This is a genomic window from Aerococcus agrisoli, from assembly GCF_003797145.1.
GTDB lineage: Bacteria > Bacillota > Bacilli > Lactobacillales > Aerococcaceae > Aerococcus > Aerococcus agrisoli.
This window is the reverse complement of record NZ_RKMG01000002.1, coordinates 137,633-157,711: the sequence shown is the minus strand read 5'-3', so window position 1 is coordinate 157,711 and position 20,079 is coordinate 137,633. Positions and strand designations below refer to the sequence as shown.

At 36.9% G+C, this 20,079-nt stretch carries 16 protein-coding genes; 9 read left to right on the top strand and 7 right to left on the bottom strand.

Going from position 1 to position 20,079, the window contains the following annotated elements:
• Nucleotides 1-46: 46 nt before the first annotated feature.
• The 3 genes from EF384_RS01410 to recU form a co-directional block, all read right to left on the bottom strand.
• Entirely contained in the window at nt 47-1,006 is a 960-nt protein-coding gene (locus tag EF384_RS01410; RefSeq protein WP_123779198.1) for an alpha/beta fold hydrolase, read from the bottom strand.
• A gap of 130 nt (nt 1,007-1,136) precedes the next feature.
• A complete protein-coding gene (locus EF384_RS01405; RefSeq protein WP_123779197.1) occupies nt 1,137-3,554 on the bottom strand; it encodes a transglycosylase domain-containing protein in 2,418 nt (805 codons plus the stop codon).
• 20 nt (nt 3,555-3,574) lie between these two features.
• On the bottom strand, nt 3,575-4,201 hold the full coding sequence (gene recU, locus EF384_RS01400) for a Holliday junction resolvase RecU (RefSeq protein ID WP_123779196.1): 627 nt from the start codon (nt 4,199-4,201) through the stop codon (nt 3,575-3,577).
• 269 nt (nt 4,202-4,470) lie between these two features.
• Here recU and tig point away from each other — a divergent pair, with 269 nt between their 5' ends.
• Nucleotides 4,471-5,754, top strand: a complete 1,284-nt coding sequence (gene tig, locus EF384_RS01395) for a trigger factor (protein ID WP_123779195.1) — start codon at nt 4,471-4,473, stop codon at nt 5,752-5,754.
• 143 nt (nt 5,755-5,897) lie between these two features.
• Here tig and EF384_RS01390 read toward each other — a convergent pair whose 3' ends face one another.
• Nucleotides 5,898-6,836, bottom strand: coding sequence for a nucleoside hydrolase (locus EF384_RS01390; protein ID WP_123779194.1), 939 nt, complete (start codon nt 6,834-6,836; stop codon nt 5,898-5,900).
• 137 nt (nt 6,837-6,973) lie between these two features.
• Complete coding sequence (locus EF384_RS01385; protein WP_123779193.1) at nt 6,974-8,167, bottom strand: NupC/NupG family nucleoside CNT transporter; 1,194 nt, start codon at nt 8,165-8,167, stop codon at nt 6,974-6,976.
• A 247-nt stretch (nt 8,168-8,414) separates the two neighbouring features.
• On the opposite strand from EF384_RS01385, the gene clpX reads away from it, so the two are divergent.
• From clpX to rpoD, 4 genes are all read left to right on the top strand, one after another.
• Nucleotides 8,415-9,671, top strand: a complete 1,257-nt coding sequence (gene clpX, locus EF384_RS01380) for an ATP-dependent Clp protease ATP-binding subunit ClpX (protein WP_123779192.1) — start codon at nt 8,415-8,417, stop codon at nt 9,669-9,671.
• An 82-nt stretch (nt 9,672-9,753) separates the two neighbouring features.
• Nucleotides 9,754-10,392 carry a ribosome biogenesis GTP-binding protein YihA/YsxC gene (gene yihA / locus EF384_RS01375; RefSeq protein ID WP_123779191.1) on the top strand — a complete coding sequence of 213 codons (639 nt, stop codon included), beginning with the start codon at nt 9,754-9,756 and terminating at the stop codon, nt 10,390-10,392.
• 78 nt (nt 10,393-10,470) lie between these two features.
• Entirely contained in the window at nt 10,471-12,348 is a 1,878-nt protein-coding gene (gene dnaG, locus EF384_RS01370; RefSeq protein WP_123779190.1) for a DNA primase, read from the top strand.
• A 35-nt stretch (nt 12,349-12,383) separates the two neighbouring features.
• Nucleotides 12,384-13,496 carry an RNA polymerase sigma factor RpoD gene (gene rpoD / locus EF384_RS01365; RefSeq protein ID WP_123779189.1) on the top strand — a complete coding sequence of 371 codons (1,113 nt, stop codon included), beginning with the start codon at nt 12,384-12,386 and terminating at the stop codon, nt 13,494-13,496.
• Nucleotides 13,497-13,558: 62 nt separating this feature from the next.
• Here the strand turns inward: rpoD and EF384_RS01360 are convergent, their stop codons facing one another.
• Together EF384_RS01360 and EF384_RS01355 are read right to left on the bottom strand one after the other, a co-directional pair.
• The gene (locus tag EF384_RS01360) at nt 13,559-14,545 is read right to left on the bottom strand and encodes a M protein trans-acting positive regulator PRD domain-containing protein (RefSeq protein ID WP_255421230.1); all 987 of its coding nucleotides are present in this window, start codon (nt 14,543-14,545) and stop codon (nt 13,559-13,561) included.
• 45 nt (nt 14,546-14,590) lie between these two features.
• Nucleotides 14,591-15,031 (bottom strand): helix-turn-helix domain-containing protein, encoded by a 441-nt coding sequence (locus EF384_RS01355; RefSeq protein ID WP_158607396.1) that lies wholly within the window; start codon nt 15,029-15,031, stop codon nt 14,591-14,593.
• A gap of 627 nt (nt 15,032-15,658) precedes the next feature.
• On the opposite strand from EF384_RS01355, the gene EF384_RS01350 reads away from it, so the two are divergent.
• The 4 genes from EF384_RS01350 (at nt 15,659) to EF384_RS01335 (ending at nt 19,904) form a co-directional block, all read left to right on the top strand.
• The gene (locus tag EF384_RS01350) at nt 15,659-16,462 is read left to right on the top strand and encodes an AraC family transcriptional regulator (protein ID WP_123779186.1); all 804 of its coding nucleotides are present in this window, start codon (nt 15,659-15,661) and stop codon (nt 16,460-16,462) included.
• 340 nt (nt 16,463-16,802) lie between these two features.
• Nucleotides 16,803-18,119, top strand: coding sequence for a PTS sugar transporter subunit IIC (locus EF384_RS01345; RefSeq protein WP_123779185.1), 1,317 nt, complete (start codon nt 16,803-16,805; stop codon nt 18,117-18,119).
• 26 nt (nt 18,120-18,145) lie between these two features.
• A complete protein-coding gene (locus EF384_RS01340; protein WP_123779184.1) occupies nt 18,146-19,552 on the top strand; it encodes a glycoside hydrolase family 1 protein in 1,407 nt (468 codons plus the stop codon).
• Nucleotides 19,553-19,586: 34 nt separating this feature from the next.
• Nucleotides 19,587-19,904, top strand: a complete 318-nt coding sequence (locus EF384_RS01335) for a PTS sugar transporter subunit IIB (protein WP_123779183.1) — start codon at nt 19,587-19,589, stop codon at nt 19,902-19,904.
• Nucleotides 19,905-20,079: the final 175 nt, after the last annotated feature.

Here is a 20,079-nt window from a genome sequence, read left to right as displayed (position 1 = left end):
TAACTTTTGGGGGCCTCTACAATGATTTTGGTCATACGCTTTTTTGTTAGTTATTGAGGTTACGCATAGAGGTTTTCATTTGTTTAGTTAACCATTTGTTGATGAGTGCGTAAACTGGTTTTGTATTGCCATACATCATACATTCATGACCACGGTTTTCGAACATCATAATAGAAACATCTTCGAATTTGGCACGTGTAAATTGTTTGGCTAATTTGTGTGTCTCTTTGCCGCCATCAATTAAGGGATCCTTACGTCCGGCGATAATGGCTATTGGTAAATCACGGCGAATGTTATTTAACCATGAAGGTACGGTTGCCTTGTGTGCTATTTTCACCAATTCAGCAAAACCATTATTGGTAAAAACAAAGCCGACCAATGGCCAATCGTGTGTTTGACCGTCTTTTGGTGGATACCAATAATCTGGGAAAGATTCACTAACCAGAGGGTCATCGCTTAGCCCGGTACCAAATAATTTTTGGTGAATATAGTAGTTATAGGCTTGGGGATGGATAGTGTTTAAAATTGGTGCGAGCGCTGCACCTGTTGCGTACAAAGGGCTATTGGTATTGGTACCGCTTAGTAGGACGCCATCGATTTCTTGGCTATGTTTACCCAAGTATAGACGGGTAATATAGGCACCCATGGAATGTCCTAGGACAAAATAGGGTAGGTTAGGGTATTTCTTTCTTGTCGCCTCTACGACACGATGCAAATCTTCCACCATGATTTCGTCGGCATGATTGGTACCAAAGTAGCCAAGTCGGTTTGCTTCTTTGGCTGTCCCCCCATGGCCAATATGGTCATGGGCAAGGACTAAATAATTTTGTTGTAAAAAGGATTGGGCCACTTTTTTGTAACGGCCACCAAATTCAGACATACCGTGTACGATATGGATAATTGCTTTGGGATGCTCAGCAGTTTGCCAGGCATAGACAGGAATAAACGGACGATCTGGCGAGGCTGAGGGAATGCTTGTTGTATCATAAGTGTCTACTGAAAACATAAAAATCCTCCATTAATATTCTGATATGTCATTATTATAGTGATTCAAAGTCATTCTGACAACGAAAAAGGAGTGACCACCCTGATAGCTTAAAGGCTATCAAGGTGGTCACTCCTATTTTTATATTGCATTAAGCAGCGGGGTCAACAGGTGTTGAACTTTCTGTAGGTGTCGTTGTCGTTGGTGTACTAGAAGATGTCGCAGGAGCGCTAGATGTTGTTTCGCTCGTTGCTGGCGTTTCTATTGAACTAGACGATTCTACAGCAGAGCTTTCAGAACTTGAACTAGATTCAACTGCTGATGAGCTTGATTCTTCGCTAGAAGAAACTACTGAGCTTGAAGAAGAGCTTACAGATGAACTAGATGATGAAATCACTGAAGATCTGGATACCGCTGAACTTGAACTTGCTGAAGTTGCGATTGAATTTCCGGATGCTAACCAGTCTTGGAAGTCTGCGTATAAATCATCATTCGCTAAACCAGTGATGATATTTGCATAAGGTGTAGATGATGTTGGGAATTCAGTTGGTACAGCGTCCTCAATTAATTTCACTTCATGTACAGAGTCAGGTTGTACCCAGTCAGCATTATCTGCTGTTGTTGACAGGTAGCCCATTAGATCTTGGTATAGGTAATTCACGATATATTTTTCGGAACCATCAAGGTAACCAACTTCATCAGTTGAGAATTGGTTATCATAACCCGTCCAGATAGATAGGGCATAGTCAGTTGTATAACCACTCATCCAGGTATCTGGTACCGCACTTTCGGTAACGCCCAACTCAGCTAATTGATCTTCTGTATAGTTGGTTGTACCAGATTTACCAGCTTCAGCTAATCCAGCTGTGTGGTAGCTTGTAGATAAACCATATGAAGTATCCGTAAAGTTATCTTTCAACATATCGGTTACCATATAAGCGGTTGAATCTTCCATTGCTTGAGTTGATTCTGCATCAACGGTCACTTTTGTACCATCGATTGTTTCGAAGTAATCCACAGCACGCGGTTGGTTATACGTACCATAGTTCCCTAATGTTGCATAGGCAGCACTCAATTGTAATGGCGTAATTTCCCCACCAATGGCGTTTGATTCATAAGCACCGGCACCATCATTTAAGGTAATGCCTAGTTTAGATAAGAATTCAGTAACGTTTTCTGCACCTACTTCTTGGAATAATTTCAAGGCAGGAATATTACGAGAACCGATTAAGGCTTGACGTATGGTCATCGTACCCATATAGGTTAAGTCGTAGTTGTTAATTTCAGTACCATCAGAGAAAGTATGTTCTTCATCGACGATAGATGATTCAGTTGAATAGTTTAAGTATTCAATTGCTGGTGCATAATCAGCGAAAGGTTTAATAGATGAACCAACACTTCGATCTAATTCTGTGGCACGGTTATAAGATAATAAGGTTTCTTGGTTACGTCCACCAAATAAGGCCAGGATATGACCAGTTTGTGTGTCTACTAATGAAGCAGCAGCTTGCATATTATCATCTGTGAAATATAGACCTTCTTCATCTTGGATGGTGTTGTACATTTCAGTCATTGCATCCATGTCTAAGTATGTATGGATTTGTAAACCATCTGAGTACATGTCATAGCCTGCATCCTCAACATCTGCAGCTACTTGTTGAACGTAAGCATCTAACATAATATCTGTTTCAGATTGCGCCGTATCATCAGTCGAAATTTCTAATAATCCATCATCGATAGGTGTAGCGACAGCAGTGTCATATTCTTCTTGGGTAATTTTTTCATTTTCCAACATGGCTTGTAAGACTAAATCACGACGTTCTTTAGCAGCTTCAGGATCGGTATATGGATCATAAGCATTCGGTGCTTGTGGCATTCCGGTTAAGAGGGCAGTCTGTGCTAAGGATAATTCATTTAATGGTTTACCATAATATACTTCGGAAGCTGTACCGATACCGTAAACCCCATTAGCCATATAGACTTTATTAATATATAATTCAAAAATTTCTTGTTTAGAGTATTCTTGTTCTAATTGGATAGCCAACCAAATTTCTTGCACTTTACGTTTGTAAGATTGATCAGATTCATTGGTAGAGAAGGCAGTTAGTTTAACCAATTGTTGCGTTAAGGTTGAACCACCTTGGGCAATACCTCCAGCTTTTAAGTTGGCGATGAATGAACCCACAATACGGATAGGGTCAAAACCGTTATGCTCTAAAAAGCGTTGGTCTTCAATTGACGTTACAGCATCGAAAGTTTGTTGTGAAATATCTTCTTCGGAAACAATCGTCCGCTCATTTTTACTGGTTTCATATACAACATTACCTTCACTATCATAGATACTTGAAGCAATCGTACCGTATAAGTCTTCCTCAGCAATCGTTGGTGCATCTTTCACCCAACTATATGCGACAAAAGATAGGGCAACTGCAACAATTACACCTAAACTAAATAGGGCAATCAGAATCTTCTTCCATAAAGCCATACCTCGTTTATTATTGCGTTTTTTCTTACGATTCGACGAAGATGAATTTTGGCTTCGTCGTCTAGAATTTTGTTCCTGAGTCATTTTACTCAATCCTACTTTCTTTAAAGATTATTACCTAATTTTTCTTCCATTAGAATCAATTGATCAACTGCTTTTAAGTAATCCAGCTGTGGTTGATAACCCATCTCAACCAGCATGCCTTCACTTTGAACACGTTCAAGCGGAATAGCCGTCATTTCTTTGGCTAAAAAGGCTTGCCAATCTTCAAGTAAAGCGCGAATAGGGTATACATAGGCTTCATTTCTCGCCTTAAATAAAAAAAGCACAAAACAAATGCCACCATGGTGCAAACATTGCTTCATGTGGTCAATTTGATGTTGATGGATATTGTGCAGGGGAAAAGTGTTTTTAAGGTTCGTTTGTTTCGCCTCAAAATCAATGTATTTACCCTTATACACGCCATTATAATCGGTTGTCGAAGCTACTTTATAGTAGGCTTCCTTTATAACGGCACGACTTCGTTTTGGATAGTCGACCGTAACAACTTGGATTGGTGTAGGCTTTTTATGGATGACAGCTTTATCATGCAAGAGATACCACTTGTTTGTATGATTGATCATATCTTCCAATTTCATCCCACGGTTGGAAAAAGTTGTTTTACCTTTTCGTATCTTAGGTAAATCATGTTGCGTTTGTGCTTGGTAAATTTTACCATTTGGATACCGCATGATGTCCTCCTTCAGATATGGCATGATTGTCCATATTTACTTTATTTTAGCGTATTTTCTACTAATAGAATAGTTTTACATAATTAATTTAACATAAAAATAAGAAAAGTGAGATTTGTAGAAGGGGAATTCCTTAAATAGGATGAAAGGTGGTCATTTTTGCTCAATAACTAGACAATTCAACGGATTTAGTGTAGTATTTTATGATGTTAGGATTACGCAAATATCGTAATCAATAGTAAATATATCAAACGTTAGGGGAATATTAAATGTCAGTAAATTATGAACAAACATCAACAAACGAAGGTATCTTACATTTCACAGTTGCTAAAGAAGATGCAGATAAAGCATTGAAACAAGCTTTCAACCGTGTGAAAAAAGATGTAACTATCCCAGGTTTCCGTAAAGGGAAAATCAACTATCAAATGTTCGTGAAAATGTTTGGTGAACAATCATTGATCGAAGATGCAGTAAACATTGTTCTTCCAGAAGCTTACACTAAAGCTGTTGAAGAATCAGGTTTAGAAATCGTTGTACAACCTCGCTTTGATATTGAATCAGCTAACAAAGGCGAAGACTGGAAATTATTAGCATACGTTGCTACTAAACCAGAAGTTAAATTAGGTCAATACAAAGACTTAACAGTATCTAAACAAGATGTTGAAGTTTCTGAAGAAGAAATCAACGAACGTCTAGAATCAGCTCGTTTTAACTTAAGCGAATTAGCTTTAAAAGACGGCGCAGCTGAAGAAGGCGATACAGTAGTTATTGACTTTGAAGGATTCAAAGATGGTGAAGCTTTTGCCGGTGGTAAAGGTGAAAACCATTCATTAGAATTAGGATCTAACTCATTCATCCCAGGCTTCGAAGACCAATTAGTTGGTACTAAAGAAGGCGACGAAGTTGAAGTTAACGTAACTTTCCCTGCTGAATACCAAGCTGAAGAATTAGCTGGTCAAGATGCAGTATTCAAAGTTAAAGTTCATGAAGTTAAAACAAAAGAAGTTCCTGAATTAGACGACGAATTCGCTAAAGATGTTGACGATGAAGTTGAAACTTTAGACGAATTAAAAGAAAAATACCGTAAACAAATTGCAGAACAAAAAGAAGCTGCAGCTAAAGAAGCTCGTGAAGAAGAAGCGTTACGTAAAGCAGTAGAAAATGCTGAAATCGCTGATTTACCACACGAAATGGTTCACGAAGAAGTTCACCGTCAAATGGAACATTACTTAAACGAAATGCAACGTTCAGGTATTTCACCAGAAATGTACTACCAATTAACTGGTACTACTGAAGCAGACTTACATCACCAATTTGAACAAGATGCTGACACTCGTGTGAAAACTAACTTAATCCTTGAACAAATCGTTAAAGATGAAAACATCACTGCTGAAGTTGAAGATGTAGAAAAAGAAATCGCTACATTAGCTGAAACTTACGGCATGACTGTTGAAGAAGTGAAAAACGTTGTTACTGAAGATATGTTGAAAAACGACATCGCTTTGAAAAAAGCAATGGACTTAATCACTGAAACTGCAGTAGAAGAAGCGTAATTTATTCTCAAAACAAATGAAAGACCAGGATATGTGCAAACATGTCCTGGTCTTTTTTATATAGAACTAACACTTTCACCATATTGGGTAAACAAAAACACTGTTGAGATTTTTGTCTCAACAGTGTTTTTTTGGATCCTGAATTAGAAAGCTTTTTTGATTGTTTCTAAGAAGTGTTTGTTGTATGCTTCTGCATCTACACCTAGGGCAACGAACACGTTAGGTGTTTCACCACGGTTTAGGGCTGCTTGGTCTTGTACTAAGCGACCTTGTTGTTCGTCGTACAAGCTCTTAATGCGGAAGGTTTCACCTGTTACCCAGTCACTGTTTAAAGCCACTGAAACAGCTAATGGATCGTGTAGGGCACATCCAGTTAAATCTTCATATGAGTTTGCGTAAGCTTTGAAGTAGTAAGTAACGATTTCGTGGAATGTTTTACCAGCTTCAGAAATCTCTTTCCAAGGTTCAATATCAGTATCAGTAATTAGTGTACGTAATGTAACGTCTAAACCGATGACTTTAATTGGTAAACCAGAGTCGAATACTACATTATTCGCTTCAGAGTCTTTCCAGAAGTTTGCTTCAGCAAAAGGACTAACATTACCAGGAACAGTTAGGGCACCACCCATAGATACGATACCTTTAATTTTTTGCATAGCCGGTAAATCTTTTTGAATGGCTAATGCAGCATTTGTTAAAGGACCAGTTGTTACTAAAATTAATTCATCTTCATATTTATTAGCAGATTCGATAATGAAGTCAATGGCATCTTGGTCTGAAATATTGTTACCAGCAGGTAGTTCAATATTACCTAAACCATTACGACCATGGAAGATACCTGAAGCAGGTTCTTGAACGTAGTCTTCAGTATCACCTAATTTGTGAGATGCACCACGGAATACTGGAATATCTTCACGATTAAGTAATTTAAGGACTGCAGATGCATTGTGGACACATTTGTCTACTTCTGCGTTACCAAATACTGAAGTAATACCAATAACCTCGGCGTTTTCTTCACCTAAGGCCAAAGCAATTGCCATTGCGTCATCGATACCTGTATCAAAATCTAAAATTAATTTCATTATAAACCTCCTAAGAATTTCCGTACATTAAAGTGTACCTATAGGTAAATTATAAGGCATTGTGGGCCTAATTCCTAGAAAAAGTACCACAATGCCTTAAATTAATTTTTATTTGAATGAAATATGCGATTCCCTTATTAGAAGAAGAAACCAACAATTGTAGCTGAAATCATTGAAACAATTACTGAACCTACGATTAAACGACCAGTGTTGTTTGCAACAACTTTGGCTTGTTCACCACTCATAATTTTTACAGAGGCAATGATCATACCGATTGTACCAATGTTTGAGAATGAAATAGCGTATGTAGACATCATTGCTAATGTTTTAGCAGATAAGCTACCAGCGACAGTTTGTAATTCGCCTAGGGCAACAAACTCATTTGTGATCAATTTAGAAGCCATAATCGCACCTGCATGAACAGCGTCAGCAGTTGGTACACCCATTACTAATGCTAAAGGTGAGAAGATGTAGCCTAAAATTGTTGTAAAGTCGATACCAAATGCTAATGTTGCAAGAGAGTTTAGGAAAGTAATCAAGGCGTTAAACCCGATTAATGAACCTGCAATTGCAAGCGCAATTTGGAAACCACTTGAAATGTAATCACTTAATACAGCAAAGAAGTTTTCTTTTTCAGTATTGTCGTCAATATCTTCTGTTGGGTTGAAGTCAACTTGAACAGCATTTGGATCATAAGGAGCCATTAATGACACAACGATAAATGCAGCGAATACGTTTAATAGAATTGCTACTACTACGAATTTACCGTCAACCATTTGCATGTATGAAGCAATTGTTGTTGCAGATACACATGACAAACCTAATAGAGAGAAAGTGAAGATTTGGTCGGGTGAGAATTTATCCATGTATTTTTTAATACTGATAAAACCATTTGATTGACCAAGCATTGCCATCATTGTAGCGGCGTAAGATTCATTACCACCCATACCAGTGATTAAGTTCAATGCTTTACCTACATATTTCGCTACAACTGGTAATACTTTTGTATATTGTAAGATACCAATTAAACCAGAGATAAACACGATTGGCATTAAAACGTTAAAGAAGAAAATGCCATATTCAGTTGATTGTTCACCGAATACGAATTGTGTTCCTCCATTTGCTTGTAGAATCAACCAGTTAAAGAAAGCTGAAATTCCTTCTAAAACGGCAATACCAAAGCTTGTTTGTAAACCAATAAAAGCGAAAACAAACATGATAACTAATAAAATACCTACTTGTTTGAAGCGGGCATTCTTACGGTCTTTACTCAATAACCAAGTAATAAGTCCAATAATTGCAAGACCGATTATTCCACGAATAATACTCATATCTAACTCCTTTTCTTTTCAATGTTCTTTTTACACATCGTTTTACATTATAAAATAACCAGTGTTAAAATACTAGCAGGAATTTTATTTTCTTATCATGACGTGTTAAAATTAATTACATAAGCTTTTATCAATTTCATAAGAGCAAATCACCTATAAATGGGTCAAAATAGGGCTTTAAAATTGACTTGACGGCTAGATTTTGGCACAATAAGGTGATGTAAAATCTGAAAGGAGAACGGATAGAATGTATAACGATGACGAACAAACAACTATTCACTGTTCTTTTTGTGGGAAGTCTCAGGATGAAGTAGATAAAATCATCGCTGGACCTGGAGTATATATTTGTAATGAATGTGTGGCCTTATGCCAAGAAATTATAGATGAAGAAACCAACCAAGAAAGACAAGAATCATACACAATGGTGGAACCACCAAAACCAACTGAAATTCGTGCAATTTTAGACGACTACGTGATTGGACAAGATCAAGCGAAGAAAACCTTGTCAGTAGCGGTATACAACCACTACAAACGTATCGCTTCAAACCATAACCCATCTGATGATGGCGTTTCACTACAAAAGAGTAATATCTTATTAATGGGCCCTACTGGTTCTGGTAAGACTTACTTAGCCCAAACCTTAGCGCGTATTTTAGATGTACCTTTTGCGATTGCAGATGCGACTACTTTAACCGAAGCTGGTTATGTAGGTGAAGATGTTGAAAACATCCTTGTTAAATTGATGCAAGCTGCTGATTTTGATGTAGAACGTGCGCAAAAAGGGATCATTTACGTGGATGAAATCGATAAGATTGCCCGTAAATCTGAAAATGTATCGATTACACGTGATGTTTCAGGTGAAGGTGTACAACAAGCTTTACTGAAAATCTTAGAAGGTACTGAAGCAAACATTCCGCCTCAAGGTGGTCGTAAACATCCACACCAAGAATTTATTCAAGTGGATACTACTGACATCCTATTTATCGTAGGTGGTGCCTTTGATGGTATCGAACCAATTATTAAAGAACGTTTAGGTGAAAAAGTAATTGGTTTTGGTCAATCAGGTAAAAATGGTATCTTGAATGATAACGATGCAATTATGCAACATGCAATCCCTCAAGACTTACAAACATTTGGTTTAATTCCAGAGTTTATTGGTCGTCTGCCTATCATGGCTAACTTGAATAAATTGACCAAAGATGATTTGGTACACATCTTGACGCAACCTAAGAATGCTTTGGTTAAACAATACCAACAATTGTTGAAGATGGATAACGTGGAATTAAGCTTTACTGACGAAGCGCTTGATGCGATTGCACAAAAAGCTTTAGACCGTAAAACAGGTGCACGTGGATTGCGTTCAATCATTGAAGAAGCAATGTTAGAAATCATGTTTGAAATTCCATCACGCGATGATGTTTCAAAAGTTGTGATTAACGAAGCTGTAATCAATGACTCAATTGAACCAGATTTATTTGACCAAGCTGGGGAAAAAATTGCCTAGTTCATATCAAGTATGACAGTAAAAATGATTAGGAAAGACTAATTTTTTGGTCTTTCCTTTTTGTGTCAGAGAGGAGATTTCCATGGAAGTACATAATGTAGAGTTTTTGATTTCTGCGGTAAGACCAGAACAATATCCAGATCCAATCATTCCTGAAATTGCCTTAGCAGGCCGTTCAAATGTTGGGAAAAGTTCTTTTATCAACACATTGATTAACCGTAAGAAATTGGCAAGAACTTCAAGTAAACCTGGTAAAACGCAACAATTAAACTACTATCAAATAGAAGATTTATTTTATTTCGTCGATGTGCCTGGTTATGGCTATGCCCGCGTAAGTAAAACGGAAAAAGCAAAATGGGGCGACATGTTAGAAACGTATTTCTCAACACGTGAAAACCTAGCTTTAGCTTTATTGATCGTCGACTTTAGACATACGCCAACAGCTGACGATATTCAAATGAAAGAATTTATGGATTATCACGGAGTGCCTTATTTTGTCATTGCAACCAAAACCGACAAAATCAAGAAGAGCCAATGGAACAAACATTTGAGTGATATTTATAAAACCTTGAATTTGGAATCAATTGACCAAATCTTGCCATTTTCTGCCGAAACAAAAGAAGGTAAAGATGAGGCTTGGGAAATTATTCAAGCTGTTTTAGATGGCGAATATGACGCAAATTATGACGAAATTGACGAATTTGATGATTTTAACGAATAAAAGAAGATAATCATTGCCTTTTCAATGATTATGCACTATATTTATAGTGAATTTTTGTCGGCAAAAGTAGGTGATTAAATGGCAAATTTTATTCCACAAGAAGTCATAAATGAAGTCAAAAACAATGTCAATATTCTAGATGTCACCAGTCAATTTGTTGACTTACAAAAAAGGGGTCGTAACTATTTTGGTTACTGCCCATTTCATGATGAAAAGACGCCATCTTTCACAGTTAATGAAGAAAAGCAGATTTTTCACTGTTTTTCATGTGGCCGTGGAGGAAATGTTTTTCGTTTTATGGAAGAAATTGAAGGGTATTCCTTTACCCAAGCAGTTCAAAAAGTTGCTGAACAAGGAAATGTGTCGATTAATTTTGATTGGTCAGCACTCGATGGTGGCCAAGTTCAATCTCAATATTCGGATAGCCAACGACGCTTAATTCAAATTCATGAAGCCTTGCGAGAATTTTACCACTATTTATTGGTCAATACAGAAAATGGTAGTGAGGGATTAGCCTATTTGAATAATAGGGGCCTTTCTGATGAAACGATAGAAACGTATCAGATTGGTATAGCACCGGAAAATGGTCAATTAGCGGCACAGCATTTACTTAACAAGGAATTTTCGATTGCTGAACTTCAAGCATCGGGCGTCTTCGTTGGTGAGGAACGGCAGTTAAGAGATCGGTTTGCTGGTAGAATTATGTTCCCCTTGCGGAATGAACGCGGAGAGACAGTTGGTTTTTCCGGTCGTATCTTACCTGGTTCACACCATGCAAATGCATTTCCGGATGCAGCCAAGTATTTGAATAGTCCCGAAACGGATATCTTTGAAAAAAATACTTTCCTATTTAACTTGGATTTAGCACAGAATGAAGCCAGAAGAGCCAAGGAACTTGTCTTATTTGAAGGATTCATGGACGTGATTGCTTCCCACAATGTGGGGGTTCAAAACGGTGTGGCTTCAATGGGTACGAGTTTAACCAATAACCAAATTAAGGCCATCGACAAGACGAGTAAACAAGTATTGATCGCTTACGATGGCGATAATCCTGGACAAAAGGCGACGCTAAGAGCTATTAATCTCATCCATGATCAACGACTACGGATAACGATTAATGTCTTAGCTTTTGAACAAAACCTGGACCCAGATGAATTTATTCAAAAATATGGTGGCGACCGTTACTTGCAATTTGTAGGAAATCAACGCTTAACACCAATTCATTTTATGCGTAATTATTATAGTAGAGAATACGCTCTACAAACTGACAAAGGGAAAATCGATTATATCCAAGTCATGTTACAAGCCATTGCCAAGATTTCCCAACCTGTAGATAGAGATATTTATATTGGTGAGATTGCAAAGGATACTGATGTTTCTAAGGAGACCTTGTTACAACAGTTGTCTGCAGTGGTTGGTAAGTCTGAGGATAAGCAAGGTTCGACCAAGCAAAATTTCCAAGACCAAGGTCAACCGATTAGCGATGATCCGTCTTTTTCCACAACGAAAAAAAGGTCGCAATTGGAAAAAAGTGAATTGCTATTGTTGTATCGGTTACTCTATAATAGTGAAGCGTGGATGTATGTGACCAATGCGGATTTCCACTTTAGAACGACGGATATGGAGTCCTTATACATGATTTTGTCGGATTATCGTGACAAGTATCGTGATGAGGATGGGAATATTGATCCGAGTGATTTTCTACAAACTCTTACTGGGGCTAAGGAGCAGCAAATTGTTGCTGAGGTCATGACGCTGGAGGTTTCTCCAGATATTAGTGAGGGTGAGATGGAAGATTTGCTTTACAACATCCAAGTCAAAGGGTCGCTGAAAGAACAAATGAGTGCTATCGATGAAGAAATTCGTCAAGCGCAGGCTTTGGCTGATTTTGCACAGATTGGCATATTAACAAAACAAAAAATTGATTTGCTCAAACAGATGAAGCAAAGACAATAAGGATATAATTTTAATCAACGATAGGAGCGAATTGAATGGCAAAGAGAAAAGTGGACGGTATTACACTTAGTCAAGCAACAAAATTGCTTATTGCAGACAAGAAAATTCTTGGTACAATTCTTTATTCAGAATTAAGCGATAAAATTGCCCAACCTTTTGAGTTAGATGATAAAGGTATGGATGCTTTAATTGAAAAATTTGAAGACCAAGGTATCTCAGTGGTCGACGAAAATGGGGATCCAACGCAACGACAAATTGCGAAAGAAGAAGAAAAGGTTAAGGAAGATGAAATTGACCCAACTTCTGTGGCATCTGATGTGAAAATCAATGACCCCGTTAGAATGTACTTGAAAGAAATCGGTCGCGTTGAGTTATTAACAGCGGACGAAGAAGTTGCTTTGGCGCAACGTATCGAAGAAGGGGATCCAATTGCGAAACAAGAGTTGGCTGAAGCTAACTTACGTTTGGTTGTATCTATCGCGAAACGTTACGTTGGACGCGGTATGTCATTCTTAGATTTAATTCAAGAAGGTAACATGGGTCTGATGAAGGCCGTTGAAAAATTCGACTACCATAAAGGATTCAAGTTCTCAACTTATGCAACATGGTGGATTCGTCAAGCAATTACCCGTGCGATTGCTGACCAAGCGCGTACGATTCGTATCCCAGTTCATATGGTTGAAACAATCAACAAATTAGTTCGTATCCAAAGACAATTACTTCAAGATTTAGGACGCGAACCAACACCAGAAGAAATTGGTGCTGAAATGGACTTACCTACTGAAAAAGTACGTGACATCCTTAAAATCGCTCAAGAGCCAGTTTCATTGGAAACACCAATTGGTGAGGAAGATGATTCACACTTAGGTGACTTCATTGAAGACCACGATGCAACAAGTCCAGCTGACTATACGTCTGCAGAGTTGTTGAAAGAACAATTAAACGAAGTATTAGATACCTTGACTGACCGTGAAGAAAACGTATTACGTTTACGTTTTGGTCTAGAAGATGGTCAATCTAAAACATTGGAACAAGTTGGTCAACAATTTGGTGTAACACGTGAACGTATTCGTCAAATTGAAGCAAAAGCGTTGAGAAAATTACGCCACCCATCTCGTTCTAAACAATTGAAAGATTTCTTAGAATAAGATAATTTATCAAAACAAAAAGCAGCCAGAGATGGCTGCTTTTTTTGTTTTATGTTAAAGTGTTATTTTTTTAGGTTATTCACGGCATTATAGACTTTCAAGACATCCTCTTGAGTTGGTAAGGTATTAATTGTAACGATCTCCATATTTGTAACTTCCGGGATTGGGAAATTGGCAATAATGAGGTCATAGTCACTATCAATTAAGCTTGCATAGTCAACAGTAGGACTTGAATACACACTAAAATCAATAAGTCCTGAAAAAGACAATTCGAATTGGGATTTGACCATTTTTGCATGGTAAATATCAAAGTTACTGAAAATAATTGCCTTAATTGGCTGTTCAGCTTTTAGTAGTGCAGTGGATAAATTACGCCAATGGGTGAATAATGTGTAATACAAATGATCAGTGAAGGCATCATCAGTTATACCTACCAATGTTAGATAATCTTGAATTTGTTTATAACTAGCTTCATAAAATTTAGGAAAGCTTGCTTTTGTTTTAAGTACAAAAGTATGTTTACGATTATATAAAATATAGTTTGAATTGACTTCAGTTTTGTATAATGCCGCTGTATTATGCAAGGTCCAGACAACGAAATCTTTATTTGTAATTGGAATCTTAAAAATTTCAGAAAGATTTGTTAGCATGCGATTTAGGGCAATATATGATTTAGAGGTCGGTAGATCTTCTGTAGCTGCTTGAATCATATCATCAAATGAATAGTAGAATCGTTTTATGATAAATTCAGAAAATAGATTCAAAAGGTTTGCACGGTTTAATTCAAATCCTATATTTTTAAAAAAAGTTGAAAAGACTTCATAAAATGGTGCTTTATCAGATAAACAGTAATCAATAATATCTTCTTTAACTTCTTGTTCATCCGCATGATAACCTAATTTTGCTCGAATATAGTTCACATAAACACGTTTTTTAATAACATTAATAGTCGTGTAGTTCATTTCTGTGTGCAGTAATTTGGCGATGATAATGAGAAATTTTTCTAAACTTGCACTATCAAATTCAGTTAATGGTGGTGTAGAAGTCAGGTATCTTTCTTCTACAAATTGAGATAGGAAAAAACGTATGTCATTTTATTTTCCGACAAATGACAAGGGTGTATTGCTAATTGAAATATTGAATTGCGTTTCTAGTGCTTTTTTTATATTGGGTAAAATCCGATAGATTGTAGAACGACTTAAAAATAGATGATCGACCATTTCTTCCATAGACATCGATCCATGATATAGTAATGCCTCAATTAAGCGGAAAGCATCGGAATTGGATAAGACATACTTATATACGGTTTGGATACTTTGGTTATTTTGGAAACGCAAAGCAATGTGATTGGTGTAGTATTTCAAATCAAAGATTTTATCGTACTCAAGTATACCTTCTATATCTTCTTTCAAAGTTCTTTCAGATACATTTAGCTTTTCAGCTAAATCTTGAATATTTTGCAGCCCTCGATGCGAAGATAGATATTCAATCATTTCTAGTTTCCGCAAGTCAGCATGTGATAACATGTGGCGCATAGTATTCCTCCTAGAATTATTCATTAATATTTATCATATTGTATCGACTTTACAAAAAAAGTTTAGCAATTATCTTTTATTATAACTCACAAAAACCAAAAAGTCAGATAACAGATATCATAAATATTGTATGTAAATATTATACTTATTTTGACTATTTGGATATATCAATATCGCAAATTTCTCAAAAAATTACAGAGAATGAAATTGCACAAAAATTTTGAAGTTTTTGAAATTGCAATAAAATGAAAAAATGAGTTAAATAACCGCTTTTTTGTATGTCATTTTTATGTCATAAAATATACAAAGTTGCAGATTCATTTTCTGATACCAACAATTTCCTTCATAAATATTTTTTTGAGAAACAATTAAAATCTCCACGCAAAATAGTTATAATAAATCGGTCAAAGCAAGTACGTAACAGACATTTGATTTTAACATTTATTTCAAAAATTAAATGTTATCTGTTAAAAAAGTCCATAAACTAAAATTGCGACTACTTTTTGATGGATAAAAAATGCATCTCGCTAGTTCAGCACGTATTTTTAGCATCGATGCAAAAACAGCTTACGCTTGAGGAAGCGGGCATTCAGCACTTTTTTGCTGAAAAAAATCGGGGAGGTTAATATGACACAGTCAGTTATTGAGTCATCATTGATAAAATTTATTTCTGTTGAAAATATTGTTCGTACGAATACGAAAGAACCCTTAATGATTGAGAGTGAGTCTAACCTTATTTTTATGTATTTTGTCCAAGGTGCGGCCAGAGTTCATGCTGGGGGCGAAGAGTTTGATGTAAAAAAAGGGCAGATGCTGATTTTAAATGAGGATGCGAAAGCTAGCCTTGTGGTGCATCGTAAAACAGAGTGGGTACAAATTGTGTCTAGCGGTATCATGATTGCGTCAGCCAACAGAGCCTTTGACGTACATCAGTTTATTGTGATTGAGGCGAAAAACCATTTTATCAAACATTACATTGATTCGTTAATTTTAGAGCAGCATCATGCCATGGCGGGGACGGCGTATATTCAAAAATACCTCTTCATGTGTATTCTCTACCATTTATTTGTGGAGTATGAGTTGACTTACAAGGCGGTCACTGCTAATAGTCGACAAGGGCAAATTGAGACGATTATTCAGTATTTGAAGGATAATTATGCGAAAAATATACAGCTGGATCAATTGGCTGAGACTTTTGATATTAGTAAATATTACTTAATACAACAATTCCGCCAATTGACTGGTTATACGCCAATTGAGTATTTGATTCAGATTCGGATTCATGAGGCGCAGCGTTTGCTTGTGGAAACGGACCTGCCAATTTCTGACATCTGTGTTCAGGTAGGTTTTAGAACCCAATCATATTTTAGCAAGGTATTTAAACGGATTACCGATTATAAACCATTAGCTTATCGGAAAAAATTTCAGTAAATAAGTGACATATTTTTCATAAAAATTTCAGAAAAAGTCTATTATTCAGTAGCTGTAGGGATATTGAATAGTAGGCTTTTTTACTATGTTTTCCTTTAAACAGGCCTGTTTTAGGGATTTGCAAAAGAACTTTGCATACTACTTCCGCTTCAAAGTGGAAAATGTCTATTTATGAAAACCTTTACATACAATCTGCTGGCATCTAATATGAACATATAGAAAACATTCAAGTCTGAACCTAGTATAGGAACGGATAGTGAGGCGTCGTGTGAGTAAACATAACAAATTGCAGTAATGTTGGTTAGTAATTATTTTGTTTATTTCAGGGAGGAAATGACACATGGAAAATGGATTTTTAGAAAAATTATCTAATGTGCTTGGTGTGTTCGCAAATAAAGTGAATAACATGCGCTACATTAAGGTAATTAAAAATGCTTTCGCGGCATTGTTACCAGTTATTATTACGGGGGCTTTTGGTACTTTATTCAGTGCTATGGTCTTCGATTCAGAAAATGGATTAGCGAGAATTCCTTTCTTACGTTTCTTGGAAAACTTGAAACCAATCTCACAATCTATTTCATATGTTACTTTGTCATTCTTGACCATTTATGCCGTCTTCTTAATCGGTATTGAATTGGCAAAATTAAACAATATCAAAGGTGTATTCCCTGGTATTGTAGCGGTAATGTCTTACTTGTCAGTGAACCCAACTTTTATCAACTATGTGAATGCAGATACCAATGTTTCAACATTAGTAGAAAATGTATTAGGAAAACAATACTCAGATACAAAAGGTTTATTCCTAGGTATGTTCATCGCGATTCTATCAATTGAATTATATTCTTGGTTAGATCGTCAAGATAAGTTGACAATCAAGATGCCTGATACCGTACCATCAAACGTATCTGCGTCATTCTCAGCTTTAATTCCGACAGTTTTGACAGTTTCTATTATCGCAGCATTTGGATTTGCGATTTTATCATTAACAGGTATGTATGCCTACGATATCGTGTATACCGTTGTACAAAAACCACTTGAAGGGTTAATTCAAGGTTTACCTGGTATCTTACTACTTGTATTCATCGCGCAAGTATTCTGGGTAATCGGTATCCATGGTAACCAAATGGTCAAACCAATTCGTGAACCATTATTATTAGGTGCGATCGCTGTAAATACGGATGCATTTAATGCAGGTAAAGAATTACCAAATATCATTACAATGCCATTCTGGGATATGTATATGTCAATCGGTGGTTCTGGTGTAACCATTAGTTTATTAATTGCCATCTTCTTGGTAACAAAACGTTCAGACTACAAAGAAATCGCTAAATTGTCAGCAGCACCTGGTATTTTTAACATCAACGAACCATTGATCTTTGGTTTACCAATCATGTTGAACCCAATCTTAGCAATCCCATTCATCTTTGTACCACTAATTACCGGTACAATTGGTTACTTCGCAACTGCCATAGGTTTCGCTGGTAAAGCCGTAGTCATGGTACCATGGCCAACACCACCAATCATCAATGCGTACATTGCAACAGCAGGCAGCATGGGTGCCGTAATCACACAATTAATCTGTATTGTTGTTGCTGTATTGATTTACTTACCATTCGTGAAAATTGCAGATAAACAAGCAAAAGCACAAGAAGCGTAAATTACAGCTTACATTTAGGAGGACTTATGCAATATTCAATCCCTAAAAATTTCATATTAGGTGCCGCTTCATCGGCATGGCAAACAGAAGGGTGGTCGGGCAAAAAAGACGGCCAAGATTCTTACCTGGATGCCTGGTTTAAGTCAGAGCACTTTGTATGGCACAAAGGTTATGGACCGGATATTGCAACTAACTTTATGCACCAGTTTCCAGAGGATGTGGCCTTGATGGCGGATATTCATCTGACACATTACCGCACCTCTATTAACTGGTCACGTTTTTTCACCGACTATGAAAATTTAGTGGTTGATGAAGACTATGCCCAACATATTGATGATGTAATCAATGCCTTGCTAGCAGCGGGTGTGGAACCAATGATTTGCTTGGAACATTACGAATTACCTAAATATTTGATGGATAAGTATGATGGTTGGTCGTCGAAAAAAGTCATTGAACTCTATGTAGCCTATGCTGAAATTGTCTTTAAACGATACGGTGACCGGGTGAAACATTGGTTTACCTTTAATGAACCTATTGTCGTGCAGACGAGGGTTTATCTAGACGCTTTACGCTGGCCACATGAGCAAAATCCAAAAAAATGGATGTTGTGGAATTTTCATAAAACCTTAGCGACAGCTAAAGTCATTGCAGTATATCGAAGCCTTGATTTAGATGGTCGTGTAGGCTGTATCTTAAATCCAGAAATGGTCTACCCACGATCTTCATCAGCGGCTGATCAAGCAGCAGCCCATTACTATGATTTACTCTACAACAAAGTATTCTTTGACCCCATGGTAAAAGGTGTCTATCCCGATGAATTGATTCATTTGTGTCGGGAAAATGACATATACTTTGATCCGACAGCCGAAGAATTGCAAATCATCAAGGATAATACAGTGGACTTCTTAGGCATCAACCAATACTATCCTAAACGAGTGAAGTCGCAACGTTTTGCATGGCGAGCAGGTGAACCTTTCCATCCAAGTAAATACTATGAAGATTTTGACTTACCTGGTAAGCAAATGAATAGTTCCAGAGGCTGGGAAATTTACCCACAAATTATGTATGATATGGCCATGTATTTAACGGATAACTATCCAGATTTAACCTGGCTAGTGGCTGAAAATGGCATGGGTCGCGAACAAGAAACGGATTATAAAGATACAACAGGTGTCATTCAAGATGACTACCGCATCGATTTCATCGGTCAACATCTGTCTTATTTACTCAAGGCTGTTGACCAGGGGGCCAAATGTGAAGGATATATGTTATGGGCTTTTACCGATTGTGTATCGCCAATGAATGCTTTTAAAAATCGCTATGGTCTAGTTGAAATTGATTTAGAAAATGGTCTGAAACGACAGAAAAAAGCTTCGGCTAATTGGTACCGTAGTCTCATTACGGACCGTGTCTTGACCATTACAGAAAAATAACGCGCAAGATTTGATATAGAAAAGGAAGATAAACATGGAAAAATTAAACATTATTTTAGTATGTTCAGCAGGTATGTCTACAAGCTTATTAGTATCAAAAATGAAAAAAGCAGCCGAAGAAAAAGGTGTAGATGCACATATTGAAGCAATCGCATCATCAGTGGCGGCAGATCAACTAAAAGAAACGCCAGCCGATGTTTTATTACTTGGCCCTCAAGTACGTTTCTTAGAAAAAGACTTCAAAAACCAATTTACTGAATCTAAAGTTGATTTAATCAGTCCACAAAACTACGGTACCATGAATGGTGCTGCGGTATTAGACCAAGCATTATCACTAGCAGGGCAAGCATAGTCATTGAATCACCTACTTATTTTGGCTAGATTTTTCTAGCGGAATAGGTAGGTGGTTTTTCTTTTCCACTTCTTCCACTAGTAGACAATACATCTTCCACTTCAAAGCGGAAGATAAGCGATTATGTATGCCTTTACATGGTTACAAATCAATCATACAATTTACTTATAGCAAA